Origin of the sequence: uncultured Granulicatella sp. (assembly GCF_963515615.1) — a bacterium.
Classification (GTDB): domain Bacteria; phylum Bacillota; class Bacilli; order Lactobacillales; family Aerococcaceae; genus Granulicatella.
Genome location: NZ_CAUPZT010000015.1, coordinates 1 through 18,741 on the forward strand (window position 1 = coordinate 1; position 18,741 = coordinate 18,741).

The following is an 18,741-nucleotide window of genomic DNA, read 5'->3' on the forward strand; positions in this document are numbered from 1 at the left end:
AATCTGGGCTTATAGCCCCGGTTCAAACCACCCGTTAGACGGGTGGTCATGATTTAATCTATATTGTTAAAATTATAAAAAATATAACAAAATTTATCTTTTAAAATACTCCGGTATAACAATGATGTAACCCTTTACAAAAATAGCAAAAAAGTTATAGAAATTAGCAATAAAGCAATAGTTATTCCCATTAAATTATGCTATATTCTGAATTGAAAGCGTTACAATTTTGTAAGGGGGTATTTATATGAAAAAACAAAATATTCAAGGAGAGAAGAGACAACGATTTTCGATTCGAAAATTGACCATTGGAACGTGCTCACTTCTGATTGGGGCATATTTTCTTGGAAGTGCACCTATGGTAGCAGCTGCAGAAAATCCACAAACTGAAGCAAAAAGTGAACTAGTAATAGCTAAAAATGAAAACGCTTCTACTAGTGGCGTGGATAATAATCAGACGGTAAAACCAATGGATAAAACTGTTGAAAAAACCGAAAATCAAGTGTCAAAACAAGAGGAGAATGCTGCGGTTACAAATATTAATTCATCAACTGTAGTAGCTAATGATACTGGAAAGGAAACAACTCATAAAGAAAATGTTGAAACTAAAGAAAAAATAGAAACAACAGATAAGGTAGAAAAAAATACAACTCCAGTAGAAACTTCAAATTCAACTATACCAAATACAGCTACAAAACGAGAGGTTACAACTCCAACTCAACCTGCAGCTCCAACTACAGAAAAATCTGCTTCTTCAACAGAAAAAGAAACGACTACTCAAGCAAAAACAATAGAGTGGGAATCAGTAAGTAAAGTTAAAGGTACTGTTAAAGAAGTTGCCGAAGACGGTGTACGTTATAATCAACTTTCTTCAACATCTGCAAACAATAATAGCGATAAAGAAGCTTTATTTGAGAAACAAGGGTTAAAAGGTGATGAGGAAGGAAATGTCAATATCGATTTAACCTTTAAAGAACGTTCAGATGATCAAAAAGGACGTTTTGGTGTTTATGTAAATTATAAAGATAATAAAAATAATATTTTTGTAGGGTATGATAAACAAGGATGGTTTTGGCAATATAAAGGTCCAAACACTGATACTTGGTATAGTAAAGAACGTGTGGCAGCACCTTCCCCAGATTCAGAAAATCATTTAGAAATTTCATATAAAAAAGATGGTCAATTAAATGCGACAAATAATGGAGTTAATTTATTTAGTACAGTATTAGTTCCTGAAACTGTGAAGAATGCATTAAAGGATGTTAATAAAGTAATGTTAAAAGCAGGAGCATGGGGAGATGAAGTTACTAAAGTTGATGTCAAAACAGATAATCAAGAAAATGTAAAAGCAACGGAAGATACAACTGTTGACAATAAGGGATTAGAAAAAAATGATAAAGATGTTCGTTATGAAACGATTCATTCTGATGTCTTAAAAGCGGTGATTGATACAGCATTTCCACGTGTAAAACAATATGAATTAGATGGAAAAACATTAACTGGACAAGTACAAAAAATTAGTCAAATGAGTATTAATGGTCAAACAGTGACTCCAACTGTTACCTACCATAAAGATAGTGATTCAGCAGCAACATATACGCTTAAAGTAAAAAATGAAGCTGAATTTATTGATGCGGAAATTACTGTTAAATTAGAAATTGTTGGTAATGAAATGCATTTTGACGTGACAAAAATTAAAAATAATAATCAAGTCGAAATGGGAAAAGAAATTGATAATACTAAAAAATTAATTCAAACAATTGAATTTCCTGGGAACTCTCTTGTTTCAGTAGGATCTGATAAAACAGATGCTAAATTTGATGGGGCAAAAATGTCCAATAATACACGTAAATCTGGAGATGAACATATTGCGTTGAAAAAAGGAGTTATGAAAGATTTTGCAGATGCATATATGTATGGATTTGTTTCTTCTAATGAGTTATCTGCAGCAGTATGGAGTAATTCTCAATTTAGTTATGGTGGAGGAAATCGTGATTTTACACGTTTAACAGCATTCTTAGAACGTGTAGAAGGGGTAAATTATTTAGGAATCCAAAGTTCTCCGTATTATTATCAACGTGCTCATAATAAATTAGTATATCCGGAATATACTCTTGAATTACCTAGTGCAAAAGTTGTTATTACAAAAGATGCGAATAATGACAATAAGGTAGACTGGCAAGATGGCGCCATTGCCTATCGTAGTATTATGAATAATCCAAAAGGATCAGAAAATGTTCCTGATTTAGTTGCATACCGTATTGCAATGAACTTTGCTTCTCAAGCTCAAAATCCATTCCTAATGACTTTAGATGGTATTAAGAAAATTAATCTTCACACAGATGGATTAGGTCAATCTATTTTACTAAAAGGATATGGTAGTGAGGGACATGATTCAGGACACTTGAATTATGCAGATATTGGTAAACGTATCGGTGGAGTAGAAGACTTCAAAACTTTAATTGCAAAAGCAAAAGAATATGGAGCAAAAATTGGTATCCATGTCAATGCTTCTGAAACTTATCCAGAATCTAAATATTTCTCAGAAGCGATTTTACGTAAAAACCAAGATGGAAGCTATATGTATGGATGGAACTGGCTAGATCAAGGAATTAATATTGATGCTTCTTATGACTTAGCACACAATCGTCTACAACGTTGGAAAGATTTAAAAGATAAATTAGGAGATGGACTAGACTTTATTTATGTTGACGTTTGGGGAAATGGTCAATCTGGAGATAATAGTGCGTGGCCTTCACATGTATTAGCGAAAGAATTGAATTCTCAAGGGTGGAGAATGGCGATTGAATGGGGACATGGTGCTGAATATGATTCTACATTCCAACACTGGGCTGCTGATTTAACATATGGTGGTTACACAAATAAAGGGATTAATTCAAATATTGTTCGATTCATTCGCAATCATCAAAAAGATTCTTGGGTCGGCGATTATCCTAAATATGGTGGTGCTGCAGATTATCCATTATTAGGTGGATATAACATGAAAGACTTTGAAGGTTGGCAAGGTAGAAGTGATTATGAAGGATACATTCGTAATTTATTTGAAAATGATGTTATGACAAAATATTTCCAACACTTTAAAGTAAATCGTTGGGTAAATGGACAACCAGTTACAATGAATAATGATGGTACAACTTATAAATGGACTCCTGAAATGGAAGTTGGATTAACTGATGATCATGGAAATACCGTGAATATCAAACGTAAATCTAATAATCCTAATGAAGTAGGTTATCGTCAAAGAACTGTTACATTAAACGGAAGAGTCATTGAAGATAATGGTAAGTATTTAGTCCCTTGGAATTGGGATGCAAATGGAAATGCATTAACAGGTAATAAAGAAAAAATGTACTTCTATTCAAATGAATCAGCTACTACTGAATGGACATTACCAGAAGATTGGAATGTTGATAAAGTATATCTTTATCGTTTAACGGATCAAGGAAAACAAGATGTTGTAGAAGTAAAAGTTGGAGCAGATCGTAAAATTAATTTGAAAGGTGAAGCTAATCAACCATATGTACTTTATAAAGAACCTCAAGGTAAAAAGACAATTGTTTGGAGTGAAGGATTACACCTATATGATCAAGGATTTAATAGCGGTAATTTAGACCATTGGCAAAAAACAGGAGATGCAGAGCATGCTGAAATTGTAAAATCTCAAGGTTCTAATGAAATGCTTCGAATTCAAGGAAATACTCAAAGAGTTACTTTGAAACAAACATTAACAGATTTGAAACCAAATACAAAATATGCTGTATATGTTGGAGTGGATAATCGAAGTGATGCAAAAGCAGATATTACTGTGAAAGTTGGAGATAAGACAATTTCTAACTATACAAATAAATCTATTGCAAAAAATTATGTACAAGCTCATGCACATAATACATTACCGAAAAATGCAACAATTAATAATACAAGTTATTTCCAAAATATGTATGTATTCTTTACAACGGGTGATGATGTTTCAAATGTTACTCTTGAATTAGGTAGAGATGCAGATAGTAAGGCGACTTATTTTGATGAAATCCGTATATTTGAAAATCATTCAGTAATGTATGGAGATGGACATGATACAGGAACTGGCAAATTTAAACAAAATTTTGAAGATGTTCCACAAGGGATTTTCCCATTTGTTGTAGGTAATGTAGAAGGTGTATCTGATAACCGTACACACTTATCTGAAAAACATGCTCCATATACACAACGAGGATGGAATGGTAAAAAAGTAAATGATGTTATCGACGGTGATTGGTCACTAAAAACAAATGGATTAACGAGTCGTGATAAATTGGTATACCAAACAATTCCACAAAACTATCGATTTGAAGCCGGTAAGACATATAAAATTACTTTTGAATATGAAGCTGGTTCAAATGGTACTTATGCATTTGTAGTTGGTCGTGGAGAGTTAGATCGTAGAAGTAAAGTAACTAAATATGATTTAGCAAATACATGGGAAAATGATGCAAAACCTAAAAAAGTGACATTCTATGTAGAAGGCGATAAAAAAGGAGACACTTGGGTAGGAATTTACTCAACTGGTCAAGCTGCTGATACAAAACAAGATACAGATAATAATGAAATTAATTTTAAAGGTTATAAAGACTTCATGATGGATAATCTAGAAATTGAAGAAGTGAATTTAACAGGTAAGATGCTTGTAGATGACGCCTTTGATAAGATAACTCCTGTAAAGGATGAACAATTTACAAAAGAATCATTATATGCCTACAAAGATGCAATTTTAAGTTTATCTGAAGCAGCAGATGATATTTCAATTCCAGAAGCAAAACAATTAATTGAAAATGTACAATTAGCAAAAGAAAATCTTGAAATTAAACGTACTACACCTGATACAAGTGATATTGAATCCATTGATGCAGTTTCAGAACCTCAAGATTCACCATGGTTGGCATTTGATAATAATCCAAGTTCATTGTGGCATACTCCATATGGAGCATTAAGTTTAGAAAAACCATTAACTGTAACCTTTAAGCAACCAATCGAAGCTACTAAATTCGAATATGTACCTAGACCTAGTGGTGATAATGGACGTGTCTTGAAAGGAAAACTAGTAGTTGTTGATGAAGCCAATAAAGAACATACTTTTAACTTTAATGGTTGGGAAAATAATTCGAAAATAAAAGTTATTAATTTTGATACGCCATTGAAAGTCAAAAAAGCTATCTTTACAGGAATTCAAACTTATGGTGATTATGGACACATTTCTGCAGCAGAACTACGTTTTGTAAAACCAATCGACAAAGAACAACCGATTGATGAAAAAGAATTACTAGCAGAAGTAGAGCGTGTTGCTAAAATTAATAAGAAACATGCAGTAGAAGCGTTACAAACAATTGCAGCTTATAGAGAAGAATTAGAGAAATATAATTTATTAACTCCAACATCTGTTGGTCGAATGGTAGAGTATCTAAAAACAATAACGGAAGAAGAAACACAACCGACTCCAGAGCCGCAACCAGCGCCAGCGCCAACACCAGCGCCAACACCAGCGCCAACACCAGCGCCTGTGCCGACACCAGCGCCAACGCCAACACCAGTGCCAGAAACTCCAACGGTTACATTGCCATTATATGAAACAGAAGGAGTTCTAGTAACTTTAAATAAAGATAAAACACTCGCTAAATTTGAAGATGAAAATGGTGATACACCGGTGGCGGTTGAAATTGCTACGAAATACTTAGATATGAATATTAAGATGTTAAAAGTAGAAAGAGTAAATGAAACAATTTCTGCATTGGCAGGTAAGGATTATATTGCATATGAAATTACATTCGTTAATAAGGATGGAAATGTAGTGCCAGTGAAAGGTGATGCTAAAGTTAGAGTACCAGTTGGATTAGAAGTTGATAAAGCTTACTATATTACAAGTGATACTAAACAAATTGTACACGAAGTACCATTTGAAAAAGGTGAAGATGATAGTGTTCGCTTAACTGTTAACCACTTTAGTTTGTATGCCGTAACATTTAAAAAATCTACTTCAACTCAACCAGTTAAACCTGCTACTGTTGATGAACAACCAAATAACTTACCTTCAACTCAAGCAGTAAAACCTGAAAATGTGAAAGCAGAAGCTACTACAACTCAATCAACTCAATTAGCTAAACCTGAAAGTGAAAAAGAACAAACAGTTAGTACACAAGAAAGTCAATCTATGAAGAATGAAGAAGTTAAAACACCAAAAGAAACTGAAACAAATCAAAGAACAACAACTGAAGAAAAGGTAACTCGTTCAGAAGTTAGAGAGGAATTACCAAAAACAGGATCTGTTTCAAGTTTAGGTGAAATGATTGCTGCAAGTTTTGCATTATTAGGAGGAGTGTTTGTTAGTAAAAAAAGAAAAAAATAAATTTTGAATAAATGGTTGTTGGGAAAGCCTCTATATATTTAGAGGTTTTTCCTCTTATTTAGATTAAAGCTTATGAATGTAACTAAATTCTGCTATAATAATATTAGAGTATAATTGAAAGCAAGGTGATATCATGTCGTTGATTAAAATTGAAAATTTAACCTTTTCGTATTTTTCATCTACAAAACCTGTGTTTGATGACGTGAGTTTTTCTTTAGATACAAATTGGAAAACTGGGTTAATTGGTAGAAATGGAATCGGGAAATCAACCTTGTTTAAGTTATTATTAGAACAAGAATCTTATCAAGGTAAGATTCATAAAAGTGTTGAATTTGTTCAATTTCCATCTAATTATCTGGATTTTTCAAAGACTGGGATAGAATTACTGGAAGAGTGGACAGCGCAAGAAGATGAGTGGAAAGTGTATCGTGAGCTTCATCAGTTGAAGTTAGATGAAAGTATTATGGATAGAAAATTTGAAACTCTTTCTAAAGGAGAACAAACTAAACTTCTTTTGGCGATATTATTTACGAAAGATAATGGATATTTATTGATTGATGAACCAACAAATCATCTTGATGTGAATGGAAGAAAAATTGTATGTGATTATCTGAAGAGTAAAAAAGGATTTCTATTGATTTCTCATGATAGAGATTTTTTAGATGGATGTATTAATCATGTCATTTCTTTTAATCGAAACTCAATTGATGTCCAATCAGGTAATTTTACGTCATGGTATGAAAATAAAATAGCAAAAGATCAGTATGAGTTCAATCAAAATGAAAAAATTAAAAGTGAGATTGAACGATTAAACAAGGCAGCAAGACAGACAAAGGTTTGGTCGAATAAAATTGAAAATACGAAGAATGGTGTGAAAATTTCTGGTATAAAGCCAGATAAAGGACGTATTGGACATTTGTCAGCAAAAATGATGCAAAAGACTAAGAACTTAGAAAAACGTCAGCAAAAAGCAATCGAAGAAAAAGAAAATTTATTAAAAGATATTGAAAGAAAAGATAGTTTATTCCTTCGTCCACTACAATATTATAAATCTTTGCTTGTATCTGCTAGTCAGTTAAGCTATCAATTTGGAGAAAGAAAACTATTTTCTAATATCAATTTTGAAATTCATCAAGGGGATATCATTGCTATAAATGGAGCAAATGGTAGTGGAAAATCAACTCTTATTAAAATTTTATTGGGGCAATATCTTGATTATATTGGTGAGTTAAAAATGGCAAATCATTTAGAATTTTCATATATTTCACAAGATACTTCATTCTTGGAAGGAGATTTAATGAAGTATATTCATAGTCAAGGAGTAGATGAAACTACTTGTAGGACAATATTAAGTAAATTAGATTTTCCGAAAGAATTATTTGATACAAATATGAAATTGTATAGTGATGGTCAAAAAAAGAAAGTGCTTATTTCTGTTAGTCTTTCTAAACCTGCTCATCTATATATTTGGGACGAACCTCTAAATTATATTGATGTGATTTCAAGAATACAGATTGAAGAACTCATAAAAGAAGTGAAACCGACCTTAGTTTTAATTGAACACGATCAACGGTTTGTCAATCATATTGCGAATAAAATCATACAAATATAGAAAAAAGTCGACTCTCGTCGACTTTTTTATTCTTCCACATCTTCTGCGCTAACACCCATTAAGACTGGTAAAATCATTGGGCGGCGAGCGGTTTGTTTATATAAATAAGGATTTAACGTATCGATAATGAGATTACGTAATGATCTCTCATTTAAAGGCTCATCAGCTTCATTAATGAAGGCTTGTAATTCTTCTTTTAATATTTGCTGAGCTTGATTTAATAGTTCACCGGACTCACGCATATAAATAAATCCGCGAGATAAAATTTCAGGTCCTGTTACTAATTCACGTTCATCGTAATCAACAGTTGCAACAACAATTACTAAACCGTCTTGAGATAAAGTTTTACGGTCACGTAAAACGATATTTCCGATATCTCCAATACCATTTCCGTCTACATAAACATCTCCAGCATAGAAATGTCCAGCACGACGAGCAGAGTCACTAGTTACTGCTAAAATATCTCCATTACTTAAAATGAATGAATTTTCTTTAGGAATTCCAACTTGACTTGCTAAGTTAGCTTGGATTTTTTGCATTCTGTATTCACCGTGAACTGGCATGAAATACTTCGGTTTCATTAATCGTAACATTAGTTTTTGTTCTTCTTGAGAACCATGTCCTGAAGTGTGAATATTATTTAATTTACCATGAATAACTTCAGCTCCAGCTTCAGATAGTAAGTTAATTACACGATTAACTGCTGCTGTATTTCCTGGAATAGGAGAGCTTGAGAAGATAACCGTGTCTCCAGGCTGTACAGAAATTTGACGGTGATTTCCATTGGCAATACGGCTTAAGGCAGCCATTGGTTCACCTTGAGATCCTGTACATAAAATAATCACTTCTTCAGCAGGATATTGGTTAATATCACGACCATCGATAAATGTATCATCTGGCGCAGAAATATATCCTAATTCACGAGAAGTAGCAAAGCTAGCTTCCATACTACGTCCAAAGACAGCAATTTTACGTCCAGTTGCTACTGCAACATCTGTTACTTGTTTTAAACGAGAAACATTCGATGCAAAAGTAGCGAAAATAATACGACCTTCCACACGTTGGATGATTTCTTTAATCGATTGTCCAACAACTTGTTCTGATTTAGTGAATCCTGGAACTTCTGAGTTCGTACTATCCCCTAAAAGAACTAGGACACCTTCTTCACCAATTTGAGCCATTTTGTGTAAATTAGCTGGTTGTCCTACTGGTGTAAAGTCAAATTTATAGTCTCCTGTAAATACAATATTTCCAGGAGGAGTTTTAATGACAATTCCAAATGCATCTGGAATAGAGTGAGTAGTGCGGTAAAAACTTACTTGAGTTTTTCTAAATTTAATAACCGAATCTTCATCTATTTCATGTAAGATAGCATCTCGAAGTAATCCATGTTCTTCAAGTTTGTTTCGAATGAGTGACATTGCCAATTTAGTCGCATAAATTGGAATATTCACTTGTTTAATTAAGAAAGGAATACCACCAATATGGTCTTCGTGTCCATGAGAGATGAAGAGACCTTTAACTTTACTTTGGTTTTGAATAATATAGCTATAGTCAGGAATAACATAGTCAATTCCTAATAAATCATCTTCAGGGAACTTAATTCCAGCGTCTAAAATAATTAATTCATCCTGGAATTGGACGCCATAGGTATTCTTTCCGATTTCACCTAAACCACCAAAAGCGAATACGCCCGTTTCATTATTTTTGATTGTTGGTTTCATTAGTTAAACACCGTAATTTCGAAATCAGGATTTTTTTGCTCGTAAGCAAGATGTTTTTCATCTAATTCTTGAATGAACTCAACATTATATTCAGTATGTTCGTCTACTAGACGACGAGCTTCTACTTTATCTTGTGCTTCTAGATATAGAGATAAAGTATTTTCACGACGAGGTGCTTCATTTTTTGATGGTTGGTATGTAATTTTAAAAATCATGTTATAACTCCTTATTTGTTCAATTTAGTTTTCAAAAATTATTTTAACACAAAAATAGACTTCAAGTACAATTATCTGTGTAGTATTTGTTGAATTAAGGGAAATACTTCCTTAGGTTCTTTCGTTACATCGCAAGATAAATAATCTGCATTCATGTGATGATATTTTGTAAATTGAATCGGGTGCCAATTCGCTTGAATAGCCCCTTTAATGTCTGTTTGGATATCGTCTCCAATCATAAAATACTCATCAGCATCAATTTTTGATTCGACATGACGAAAAGCATGGATACTTGGTTTTTTTGCTTGAATGGATTCTGAGATAAACCAAAAATCTTCAGGAATCCAGTTGGATAAGTTTAATTGGTACAGTTTATTTTTCTGATGGTCAGTTGGACCATTCGTCAAAATAGCGATTTGATATGATTCTTTATTGAATTGTTGAAATACTTCAATCCAATCGTTACTAAGAGTAATTGCATTTAAAGTGTCTTGGTAAGCTTTAATAAACGCTTGAATTTTTTCAAAGGATAACTCAATTCCTACATCTTTAAAAGTATTGGAAACTCGTTCTTGATGCGATTGAGAAAGAGTGATTTCTCCTGCAGAAAATTTTTCAAAAGCCTCATCACTTTGTTTTTGATAAGTTAAATAGAGACTTTCCGCATCTATACTTGGTGTTGCAAATTGACAAAATGTTTTAAAAAACACTTCACTCTTAGAATAAAGGGTATCATCTAAATCAAATATCACTGCAATTTTCTTATCCAATTACGACAGCTCCTTCTGGAATATATTGTGGTTGAGTTTGGTTAATATGATCATAGAACATGACTCCATTTAAGTGGTCAATTTCATGTTGAACCACAATAGCTTCATAGTCTGTCAATGTTTTAACTTTTTCTTCACCTTCTGGGGTGAAATATTTCACTGTTATTCGCTGTGGTCTTAATACCACTCCGGGAACTTCTCGATTAACGGATAAACATCCTTCGCCTTCTTTTAAACAAGTTTTCTTAACAGATTCTCTTAAAATGCGAGGATTAATCCAAACTTCATCTAGTATGGCGGGTTCGTCTTGATAACCTGGTATTAAAAGGGCAATCATTTGAATTCCTTTTCCTAATTGTGGAGCAGCTAACCCAACTCCAGCACGTAATTCATATTTGGCAGCAATTTCTTCATCTTGACTATTATGTAGAAATTCTAGCATTTCTTTAGCTAAATGCTGCAAATCATCTGACAATGGAAAACTAATTTTTTCCGCTCGTTTTCTTAAAGCTGGATGACCTTCTAAGACAATATCTTTCATCGTAATCATTTTCTTCATTCTACCTCCTATTGCTTCTTTTCCTTTAGCATTATAGCATTTTTTTGAAAAGAAAACCATGCTAGAAAGTGAGTTTTAAGAGTTTATCCTTGATTGTCTAAGAATGGGTTAAAAGAATGGGAATAAACTACCCAATACGTTGTTTTTCTGTTACAATAAGGGAGTATTTCATAAGTAAAGGAATTGAAATGATGCTTTTTTGGAAAAAGAAAAAAGAAACAAAAACCATTGAATTAGATCAAACAAATATTCCTCAACATATTGCTGTCATTATGGATGGTAATGGGCGTTGGGCAAAAAAGAGAAATTTACCTCGAATTGCCGGTCATAAAGAGGGAATGAGTACAGTAAAAAAAATTGCTATTGCTGCAGATGAATTAGGTGTTAAGGCTATGACATTGTATGCATTTAGTACAGAAAATTGGAAGAGACCAACCGAAGAAGTGAGCTTCTTAATGAAGCTTCCTGGTGACTTTTTTAGTTCATTTATGCCTGAATTGCAAGAGCGAAATATGCGCATCCGTCTAATTGGATTTACCGATCAATTACCAGAAGCAACAAGAAAAGTTGTTGAAAAAGCAGTAGAGGATACAAAAGACAATACAGGAATGACTCTATGTTTTGCTTTAAATTATGGATCAAGAGCAGAAATTCTTCAAGCTGTAAAAGAAATTGCAGTGGATGTTTCAAATGGTGAGTATGATGCCGATTCAATCAATGAAGACGTATTTTCCAATCATTTACAAACGAATTTTTTAGGAGATTTATCAGAACCAGACTTAATGATTCGTACAAGTGGAGAACAACGTTTAAGTAATTTTCTTTTATGGCAATTAGCGTATAGCGAATATTATTTTACAGATATTTTTTGGCCAGATTTTAGTAAAGAAGATTTAGAAGAAGCGATTTTAACGTATCAGAAACGTCAGAGACGATATGGAGGATTAATTTCATGAAGACACGTATCATAACTGCCATTGTTGCCTTGATGTTGTTTGTTCCTGCATTAGTTATTGGGGGAACTTTACTTAAAGTTGTTATTGGATTTTTATCATTTGTTGCAATTTTTGAATTTTTTCAAATGAAGAAATTATCGATTGTTTCGATTGAAGGAGTCTTAACGCTTATAGCTACACTATCGATTATTTTTGCAAGAGCGCCAATTATTGAATTACCAAAAGGTGTTGATTTCTTTTATGTATTCTTCCTTTGTATCATGTTATTAATGTCGTTAACCGTTTATAAAAGTGAGACGCTGTCGATTGAAGATGTGAGTTTTTTATCTCTGATTGCTTTATATGTAGGCGGCGGATTTTCCGGAATTTTATTTGTACGTGAATATGGTTTTGGCATGCTTGTATTTGTTTTTTGTATTATTTGGGGAACAGATACGTTTGCTTATTTTACAGGAAGAGCATTTGGAAAGCATAAATTAGCTCCTGCTATTAGTCCTAATAAAACGATTGAAGGTTCCATTGGGGGTGTGATTGGAGCTATTGGTTTAGGAACTATCGCCCTAAAATTATTTAATCCACTAGGATTTCATTTTGTCGAAATGACCATTTTAATGATTGCTTTATCAGTTTTTGGTCAATTGGGAGATTTAGTAGAATCTGCTTATAAACGTAGATTTAATGTAAAAGATTCTGGGAAAATTTTTCCAGGTCACGGAGGAGTATTAGACCGATTTGATTCAACATTTTTTGCAATGTTTATGTTTCAAATTGTATTGAAATTTATTGGTACTCATTAAGGAGGACATATGATTAAAACAATTATTGCATTTTTATTTGTATTTGGTGTCATTGTGATTATTCATGAATTTGGACACTTTTATTTTGCAAAACGTGCAGGAATTTTAGTAAAAGAATTTGCTATTGGAATGGGACCAAAAGTATTCCAAGTGCGTAAGGGTGAAACAGTTTATACATTACGATTATTACCCGTTGGTGGCTATGTTCGTATGGCAGGTCATGAGGAAGATGATCAAGACATAAAACCTGGTATGATGGTGACACTTCGATTAGAAGATGGAATGGTTCAACAAATTTCATTTGATTCATCAACTGAATTAGAACAAGGAATTCCTTTTCAAATTGAATCTTGTGATTTGCAAGATAAAATGGAAGTGAGAGGATATAAACCTCAAAAAGAAGAATTAGATATCCTAAAGGTTTCTAAAACGGCAACCATTATTGAAGAAGATGGAACAGAAGTAGTCGTTGCTCCTGTTGAACGTCTGTTTAATTCTGCCAGCTTAAAAGACCGTATGTTAACGAATTTTGCTGGACCGATGAATAATTTTATCTTGTCGATTATTACATTTATTATTGTAGCATTTTTAGCAGGTGGAGTTCCTTCTCATGAAGCAGTAGTTGGAAACTTTGCAAGTGAATCTGCTGCTCAAGTAGCCGGATTACTAGTTGGAGATAAAATTATTGAAATTGAAGGACAAGCAGTACAAAAATGGGGAGATATTAGTAAACAAATTTCTCCACGTGCAGACCTTGAAACAAAACTTGTCATTGAACGAAATGGGACTCAACAAACGATTGTTGTAACACCTAAAGCGTATGATTTATCGAACGGATCTAAAGTTGGTGTTTTAGGAATTGAATCTGCGAAGAAAACAGATGTATTGTCTAAAATACTCTATGGATTTACTCAAACATGGTTTGTCATTAGTTCTGTATTCTTAACAATTGCATCATTCTTTACAAAAGGATTTTCGATTAATCAATTAGGTGGTCCAGTAGCCATTTTTTCATTAACTTCCCAAGTGGCTCAAAGTGGATTTATTTCTATTTTGAATTTCTTAGGATTAATTAGTGCAAATTTAGGAATGATGAATTTATTACCAATTCCTGCTTTAGATGGAGGGAAATTAGTTCTCAATATCATTGAGGGGATTCGTAAGAAACCTTTAAATCCAGAATATGAATCTTATATTACATTGGCTGGAGCAGTATTCTTAATCATTTTAATGATTTTAGTGACATGGAATGATATTAGTAAATTATTTTAACAATTAACAGGAGGTAAGTGATGGTTTTCTATAGTAACAGAATAGAAAACCACACTTATTTTTTCAGTTTAAGAGAGGAGTGATTAAGTGTCAGAACATCAACAACAATTATTTTTAACGTTAATGAATCAATTACAGCTAGATACGGATGAGTTTTTACAACCAGATTTTGATCAAGCCACATTAACCAAAATTGATATTACAAAAAGTATTCCGGAATGGTGTTTTAATATTGAGACGAATCAAGTAATCCAGTATGAAAAATTCAAACGTTTCTATGAACAATTAAAACAGACCTATGAAAAAATTGCTCAAGTAAAATTAGTAGTTAAAACAAGAGAAGAATCAGAAATTACACAAGAACAAATTCAAGCGTATTGGGAAATGGTTCTCTTCCAATTACAACAAGAATCACCTCTTGTAGTTCAATTACTATCCGGACAAATCCCTACTTGGAATCAGAAAAAAATACAATTTCATTGTCCAAATGAAATTACCAAATCTCATGTCAACGAAAATTACATCAAAAAAATTCAACAATATTTTGAGAATTTTGGTTTTCCAAAAATGGGTGTGGATATTATTGTCAATGATGAATTAGGTAGTCAATTAGAAGAAGAGTTACGCATTAAACACGAAACGATTGAACAAGAATATCAAGAAAAAGCTGTTCAACAAAAAGAAGTACAAGAAACAGCATCATCGAAACCAGCTGCTGTTAATACAGATTCATCTATTTTATATGGAAAAGCGATTCGTAATAATCTAGAAACAAGAGAAATTGCAGATATTTATGAAGAAGAGCGAAATGTATTAGTCGAGGCACAAATTTTTGATATTGAAATTCGTACAAGAAAAGCAAGTGGGAAGTCCTTTGCGAATATTAAAATGACGGATTACACTTCATCAATTGGGGCAACTTTATTTCCCTCAACAGCTGAAGATGAAGAACGTTTAGCTGCCCTAAAAAAAGGAACATGGGTAAAAGCTTATGGAAATATTGAGACTAACAAATTTTCTCAAGAATTAAACATGATTGTTCGAGATATGAATAAAGTGGAGCATATTGGACGAATCGATCGTGCGCCAGAAGACCAAAAACGTATTGAATTACATTTACACACAAATATGTCGGTCATGGATGCCACTAATTCTGCGAGTGATTTAGTGAAACAAGCAGCTAAATGGGGACATCCTGCTGTAGCCATTACAGACCATGCAAACTTACAATCGTATCCAGAAGCTCATGGAGCAGGAAAAGGTAATAATATTAAAATTTTATATGGATTAGAAGGAAATATTGTCGATGACCAAGTGAATGTTGCCTATAATCCACAGCATATTTTATTAGAAGATGCAACGTATGTCGTGTTTGACGTGGAAACAACAGGTTTATCAGCCATTTATGATTCTATTATTGAATTAGCTGCCGTTAAAATGCATAAAGGAAATGTCATTGATAAGTTTGAAGAATTTATTGACCCTGGACATCCTTTATCTGCGACAACAATTCAATTAACAGGCATTACAGATGATATGGTTCGTGGTTCTAAATCACAAGCTCAAGTATTAAAAGAATTTGCAGCATTTACAAAAGATACGATTTTAGTTGCGCATAATGCCAGTTTCGATATGGGATTTTTAAATACTGGATATGAAAAAGAAGGTTTGGAGAAAACGACTCAACCGGTCATTGATACATTAGAATTATCCAGATTACTACATCCACAATTAAAATCTCACCGATTAAATACATTAGCAAAACGGTACAATGTTGCCTTAGAACAACATCACCGTGCGGTATTTGACTCTGAAACAACTGGACATTTATGTCATATTTTCTTAAAAGAAGCAGCCAATGATCATGGATTGATTTATCATGACCAATTAAATACGAACTTACACCCAGAAGAAGTATTCAAAAATGGTCGTCCATTCCATGCTACGATTTTTGCAAAGCATCAAGCAGGTTTGAAAGAACTCTTTAAAGTAGTCTCAGCTTCAAATGTACAATATTTTTACAGAGTTCCTAGAATTTTACGAAGCATGTTAATTGAAAATAGAGATTCATTTTTAATTGGATCTGGATGTAGTGAAGGGGAAGTCTTTGAAGCAATGATGCAAAAAGGCTATGAAGAAGCTAAAGAAAAGGCTAAGTTTTATGATTATATTGAAATTATGCCAAAAGCAGTCTATCGTCCATTAATTGATAAAGAACTCATTCGAAATGAACACCATCTAGAAGAAATTATTAAAAATCTCGTGAAATTAGGAGAAGAACTAGATATTCCAGTTGTCGCAACAGGGAATGTTCACTACTTAAATCCGGAAGATAAAATCTATCGAGAAATTTTATTAACATCTGTGAATAATGGACAAAAATTGAATTATCCAGATGTTCATTTTAGAACGACAAATGAAATGTTAGATGAATTTGCCTTTTTAGGAGAAGAAAAAGCTTTTGAAGTCGTTGTGACAAATACTCATTGGGTTAATGATCAACTAGAAGTAATTATTCCAATTAAAGATGACTTATATACGCCTAAAATTGAAGGGGCAGAAGATGAAATCACAAAATTAAGTTATGACAAAGCTCATGAATGGTATGGCGAAGAATTACCAGAAATCGTTGAGAAACGTATTGATAAAGAACTAAAGAGTATTATCGGAAATGGATTCTCCGTTATTTACTTAATTTCTCAAAAATTAGTGCATAAGAGTAATGAAGATGGGTATTTAGTAGGTTCTCGTGGATCTGTAGGTTCTTCATTAGTAGCGACTTTAACGGGTATTACCGAAGTAAATCCATTAGCGCCACACTATCGTTGTCCAAATTGTTGTTATTCAGAATTTTTTGATGATGGTTCTGTTGGTTCTGGTTTTGACTTACCTGAAAAAGATTGTCCTAAGTGTGGGACACGTCTTGCAAAAGATGGACATGATATTCCATTTGAAACGTTTTTAGGGTTCTATGGGGATAAAGTACCCGATATCGATTTAAACTTCTCAGGGGAATATCAGCCACAAGCGCATAACTATACGAAAGTATTATTCGGAGAAGACTATGTGTATCGTGCAGGAACCATTGGTACTGTTGCAGATAAAACAGCCTTTGGATATGTAAAAGGATATGAACGAGATTTAGGATTAGAATTTAGGCAAGCAGAAATTGATCGTTTAGCAAAAGGGTGTACAGGCGTTAAGAGAAGTACCGGACAACATCCGGGGGGAATTATTGTAATTCCAGATTATATGGATGTATATGACTTTACTCCAATCCAATTCCCAGCAGATGACCAAAATGCAGAGTGGAAAACAACTCACTTTGATTTCCATTCCATCCATGATAATGTGTTAAAACTCGACATACTTGGACACGATGATCCGACCGTGATTAGAATGCTACAAGATTTATCAGGAATTGAACCGAAGGATATTCCACCAGATGATCCAGAAGTGATGAAAATCTTTGGTGGAACAGAAGTATTAGGCGTTACGCCAGAACAAATTGATTCTAATACGGGTACACTCGGAATCCCTGAGTTCGGTACAAAATTTGTACGTGGAATGTTAGAACAAACAAAGCCAACTACCTTTACAGAGTTACTACAAATTTCAGGACTATCTCATGGTACAGACGTATATCTTGGAAATGCAGAAGAATTAATTCGACTACATGGTATCCCACTTTCTGAAGTAATTGGATGTCGTGATGATATTATGGTGTACTTAATTCATAAAGGTGTTGAAAACGGAGCAGCTTTCAAAATTATGGAAGGCGTACGTAAAGGAAAGGGAATACCGGAAGATTATCAAGCAATGATGCGAGAAAATAATGTTCCAGAATGGTATATCGAATCGTGCTTGAAGATTAAGTACATGTTTCCTAAAGCCCATGCGGCAGCCTATGTATTAATGGCTTTACGTGTAGCGTGGTTTAAAGTTCATAAACCTTTATTATATTACTGTGCGTATTTCTCAGTTCGTGCTCAAGATTTTGATATTGTGGCGATGTCACAAGGAAAAGAAATGATTAAACAAAGAATGAAGGAAATCCGTGATAAAGGAAATGATGCAAGTACTAAAGAGGTAAACTTACTAACCGTACTTGAATTAGCCAACGAAATGTGTGAACGTGGATTTAATTTTAAAATGGTGGATATTGAAAAGTCTGATGCTGTGAATTTTGTGATTGAAGGGGATAGTTTAATTGCTCCATTTAGATCAATTCCAGGATTAGGGTTGAACGTTGCCAATAAAATTGTTGAAGCAAGACAAGAACAACCATTTATTTCTAAAAAAGATTTAGCAACACGTGGGAAAGTTTCTAAAACTTTAATTGACTATATGACTGAGAATAAAGTATTAGATGACTTACCAGATGAGAATCAATTATCCTTATTTGATTTTTAATAAAAAGCGAAATAGACGACTTCGGT

Annotated in this window: 10 protein-coding genes; 6 read left to right on the plus strand and 4 right to left on the minus strand. The window is 33.3% G+C overall.

Features of this window, described 5'->3' with window-relative positions; translation table 11 throughout:
* Window positions 1-247: 247 nt before the first annotated feature.
* A complete protein-coding gene (locus tag RYL55_RS03860) occupies window positions 248-6,397 on the plus strand; it encodes an endo-alpha-N-acetylgalactosaminidase family protein (protein WP_399545583.1) in 6,150 nt (2,049 codons plus the stop codon).
* Window positions 6,398-6,530: 133 nt separating this feature from the next.
* Window positions 6,531-8,009, plus strand: coding sequence for a ribosomal protection-like ABC-F family protein (gene abc-f / locus RYL55_RS03865; RefSeq protein ID WP_315007472.1), 1,479 nt, complete (start codon window positions 6,531-6,533; stop codon window positions 8,007-8,009).
* 26 nt (window positions 8,010-8,035) lie between these two features.
* On the opposite strand, the gene rnjA is transcribed toward abc-f, so the two are convergent.
* From rnjA to def, 4 genes are all read right to left on the minus strand, one after another.
* Window positions 8,036-9,733: a ribonuclease J1 gene (gene rnjA, locus RYL55_RS03870; protein WP_006702774.1), complete on the minus strand. Its 1,698-nt coding sequence runs from the start codon at window positions 9,731-9,733 to the stop codon at window positions 8,036-8,038.
* On the minus strand, window positions 9,733-9,948 hold the full coding sequence (locus tag RYL55_RS03875) for a DNA-directed RNA polymerase subunit epsilon (RefSeq protein ID WP_315007475.1): 216 nt from the start codon (window positions 9,946-9,948) through the stop codon (window positions 9,733-9,735). Before RYL55_RS03875 ends, rnjA begins: the two co-directional genes overlap by 1 nt.
* A gap of 71 nt (window positions 9,949-10,019) precedes the next feature.
* Window positions 10,020-10,718: an HAD family hydrolase gene (locus tag RYL55_RS03880; protein WP_315007477.1), complete on the minus strand. Its 699-nt coding sequence runs from the start codon at window positions 10,716-10,718 to the stop codon at window positions 10,020-10,022.
* A complete protein-coding gene (gene def / locus RYL55_RS03885) occupies window positions 10,711-11,268 on the minus strand; it encodes a peptide deformylase (protein ID WP_315007518.1) in 558 nt (185 codons plus the stop codon). The genes RYL55_RS03880 and def overlap by 8 nt, the downstream gene beginning before the upstream one ends.
* Before the next feature lie 197 nt (window positions 11,269-11,465).
* Between def and RYL55_RS03890 the strand changes: the two genes are divergently transcribed.
* The 4 genes from RYL55_RS03890 to RYL55_RS03905 all read left to right on the plus strand — a co-directional run bounded on the left by RYL55_RS03890 (window position 11,466) and on the right by RYL55_RS03905 (window position 18,715).
* The gene (locus RYL55_RS03890) at window positions 11,466-12,233 is read left to right on the plus strand and encodes an isoprenyl transferase (protein WP_315007479.1); all 768 of its coding nucleotides are present in this window, start codon (window positions 11,466-11,468) and stop codon (window positions 12,231-12,233) included.
* The gene (locus tag RYL55_RS03895; protein ID WP_315007481.1) at window positions 12,230-13,030 is read left to right on the plus strand and encodes a phosphatidate cytidylyltransferase; all 801 of its coding nucleotides are present in this window, start codon (window positions 12,230-12,232) and stop codon (window positions 13,028-13,030) included. Before RYL55_RS03890 ends, RYL55_RS03895 begins: the two co-directional genes overlap by 4 nt.
* A gap of 9 nt (window positions 13,031-13,039) precedes the next feature.
* On the plus strand, window positions 13,040-14,302 hold the full coding sequence (gene rseP / locus RYL55_RS03900) for an RIP metalloprotease RseP (protein ID WP_315007484.1): 1,263 nt from the start codon (window positions 13,040-13,042) through the stop codon (window positions 14,300-14,302).
* Window positions 14,303-14,389: 87 nt separating this feature from the next.
* Complete coding sequence (locus RYL55_RS03905; RefSeq protein ID WP_315007486.1) at window positions 14,390-18,715, plus strand: PolC-type DNA polymerase III; 4,326 nt, start codon at window positions 14,390-14,392, stop codon at window positions 18,713-18,715.
* Window positions 18,716-18,741 lie beyond the last annotated feature (26 nt).

Coding starts and splice junctions, on each gene's coding strand:
- rnjA (WP_006702774.1), bottom strand. CDS start 9,733: ATGAAACCAACAATCAAAAATAATGAAACGGGCGTATTCGCTTTTGGT.
- def (WP_315007518.1), bottom strand. CDS start 11,268: ATGATTACGATGAAAGATATTGTCTTAGAAGGTCATCCAGCTTTAAGA.
- RYL55_RS03895 (WP_315007481.1), top strand. CDS start 12,230: ATGAAGACACGTATCATAACTGCCATTGTTGCCTTGATGTTGTTTGTT.
- abc-f (WP_315007472.1), top strand. CDS start 6,531: ATGTCGTTGATTAAAATTGAAAATTTAACCTTTTCGTATTTTTCATCT.
- RYL55_RS03875 (WP_315007475.1), bottom strand. CDS start 9,948: ATGATTTTTAAAATTACATACCAACCATCAAAAAATGAAGCACCTCGT.
- RYL55_RS03860 (WP_399545583.1), top strand. CDS start 248: ATGAAAAAACAAAATATTCAAGGAGAGAAGAGACAACGATTTTCGATT.
- RYL55_RS03890 (WP_315007479.1), top strand. CDS start 11,466: ATGATGCTTTTTTGGAAAAAGAAAAAAGAAACAAAAACCATTGAATTA.
- rseP (WP_315007484.1), top strand. CDS start 13,040: ATGATTAAAACAATTATTGCATTTTTATTTGTATTTGGTGTCATTGTG.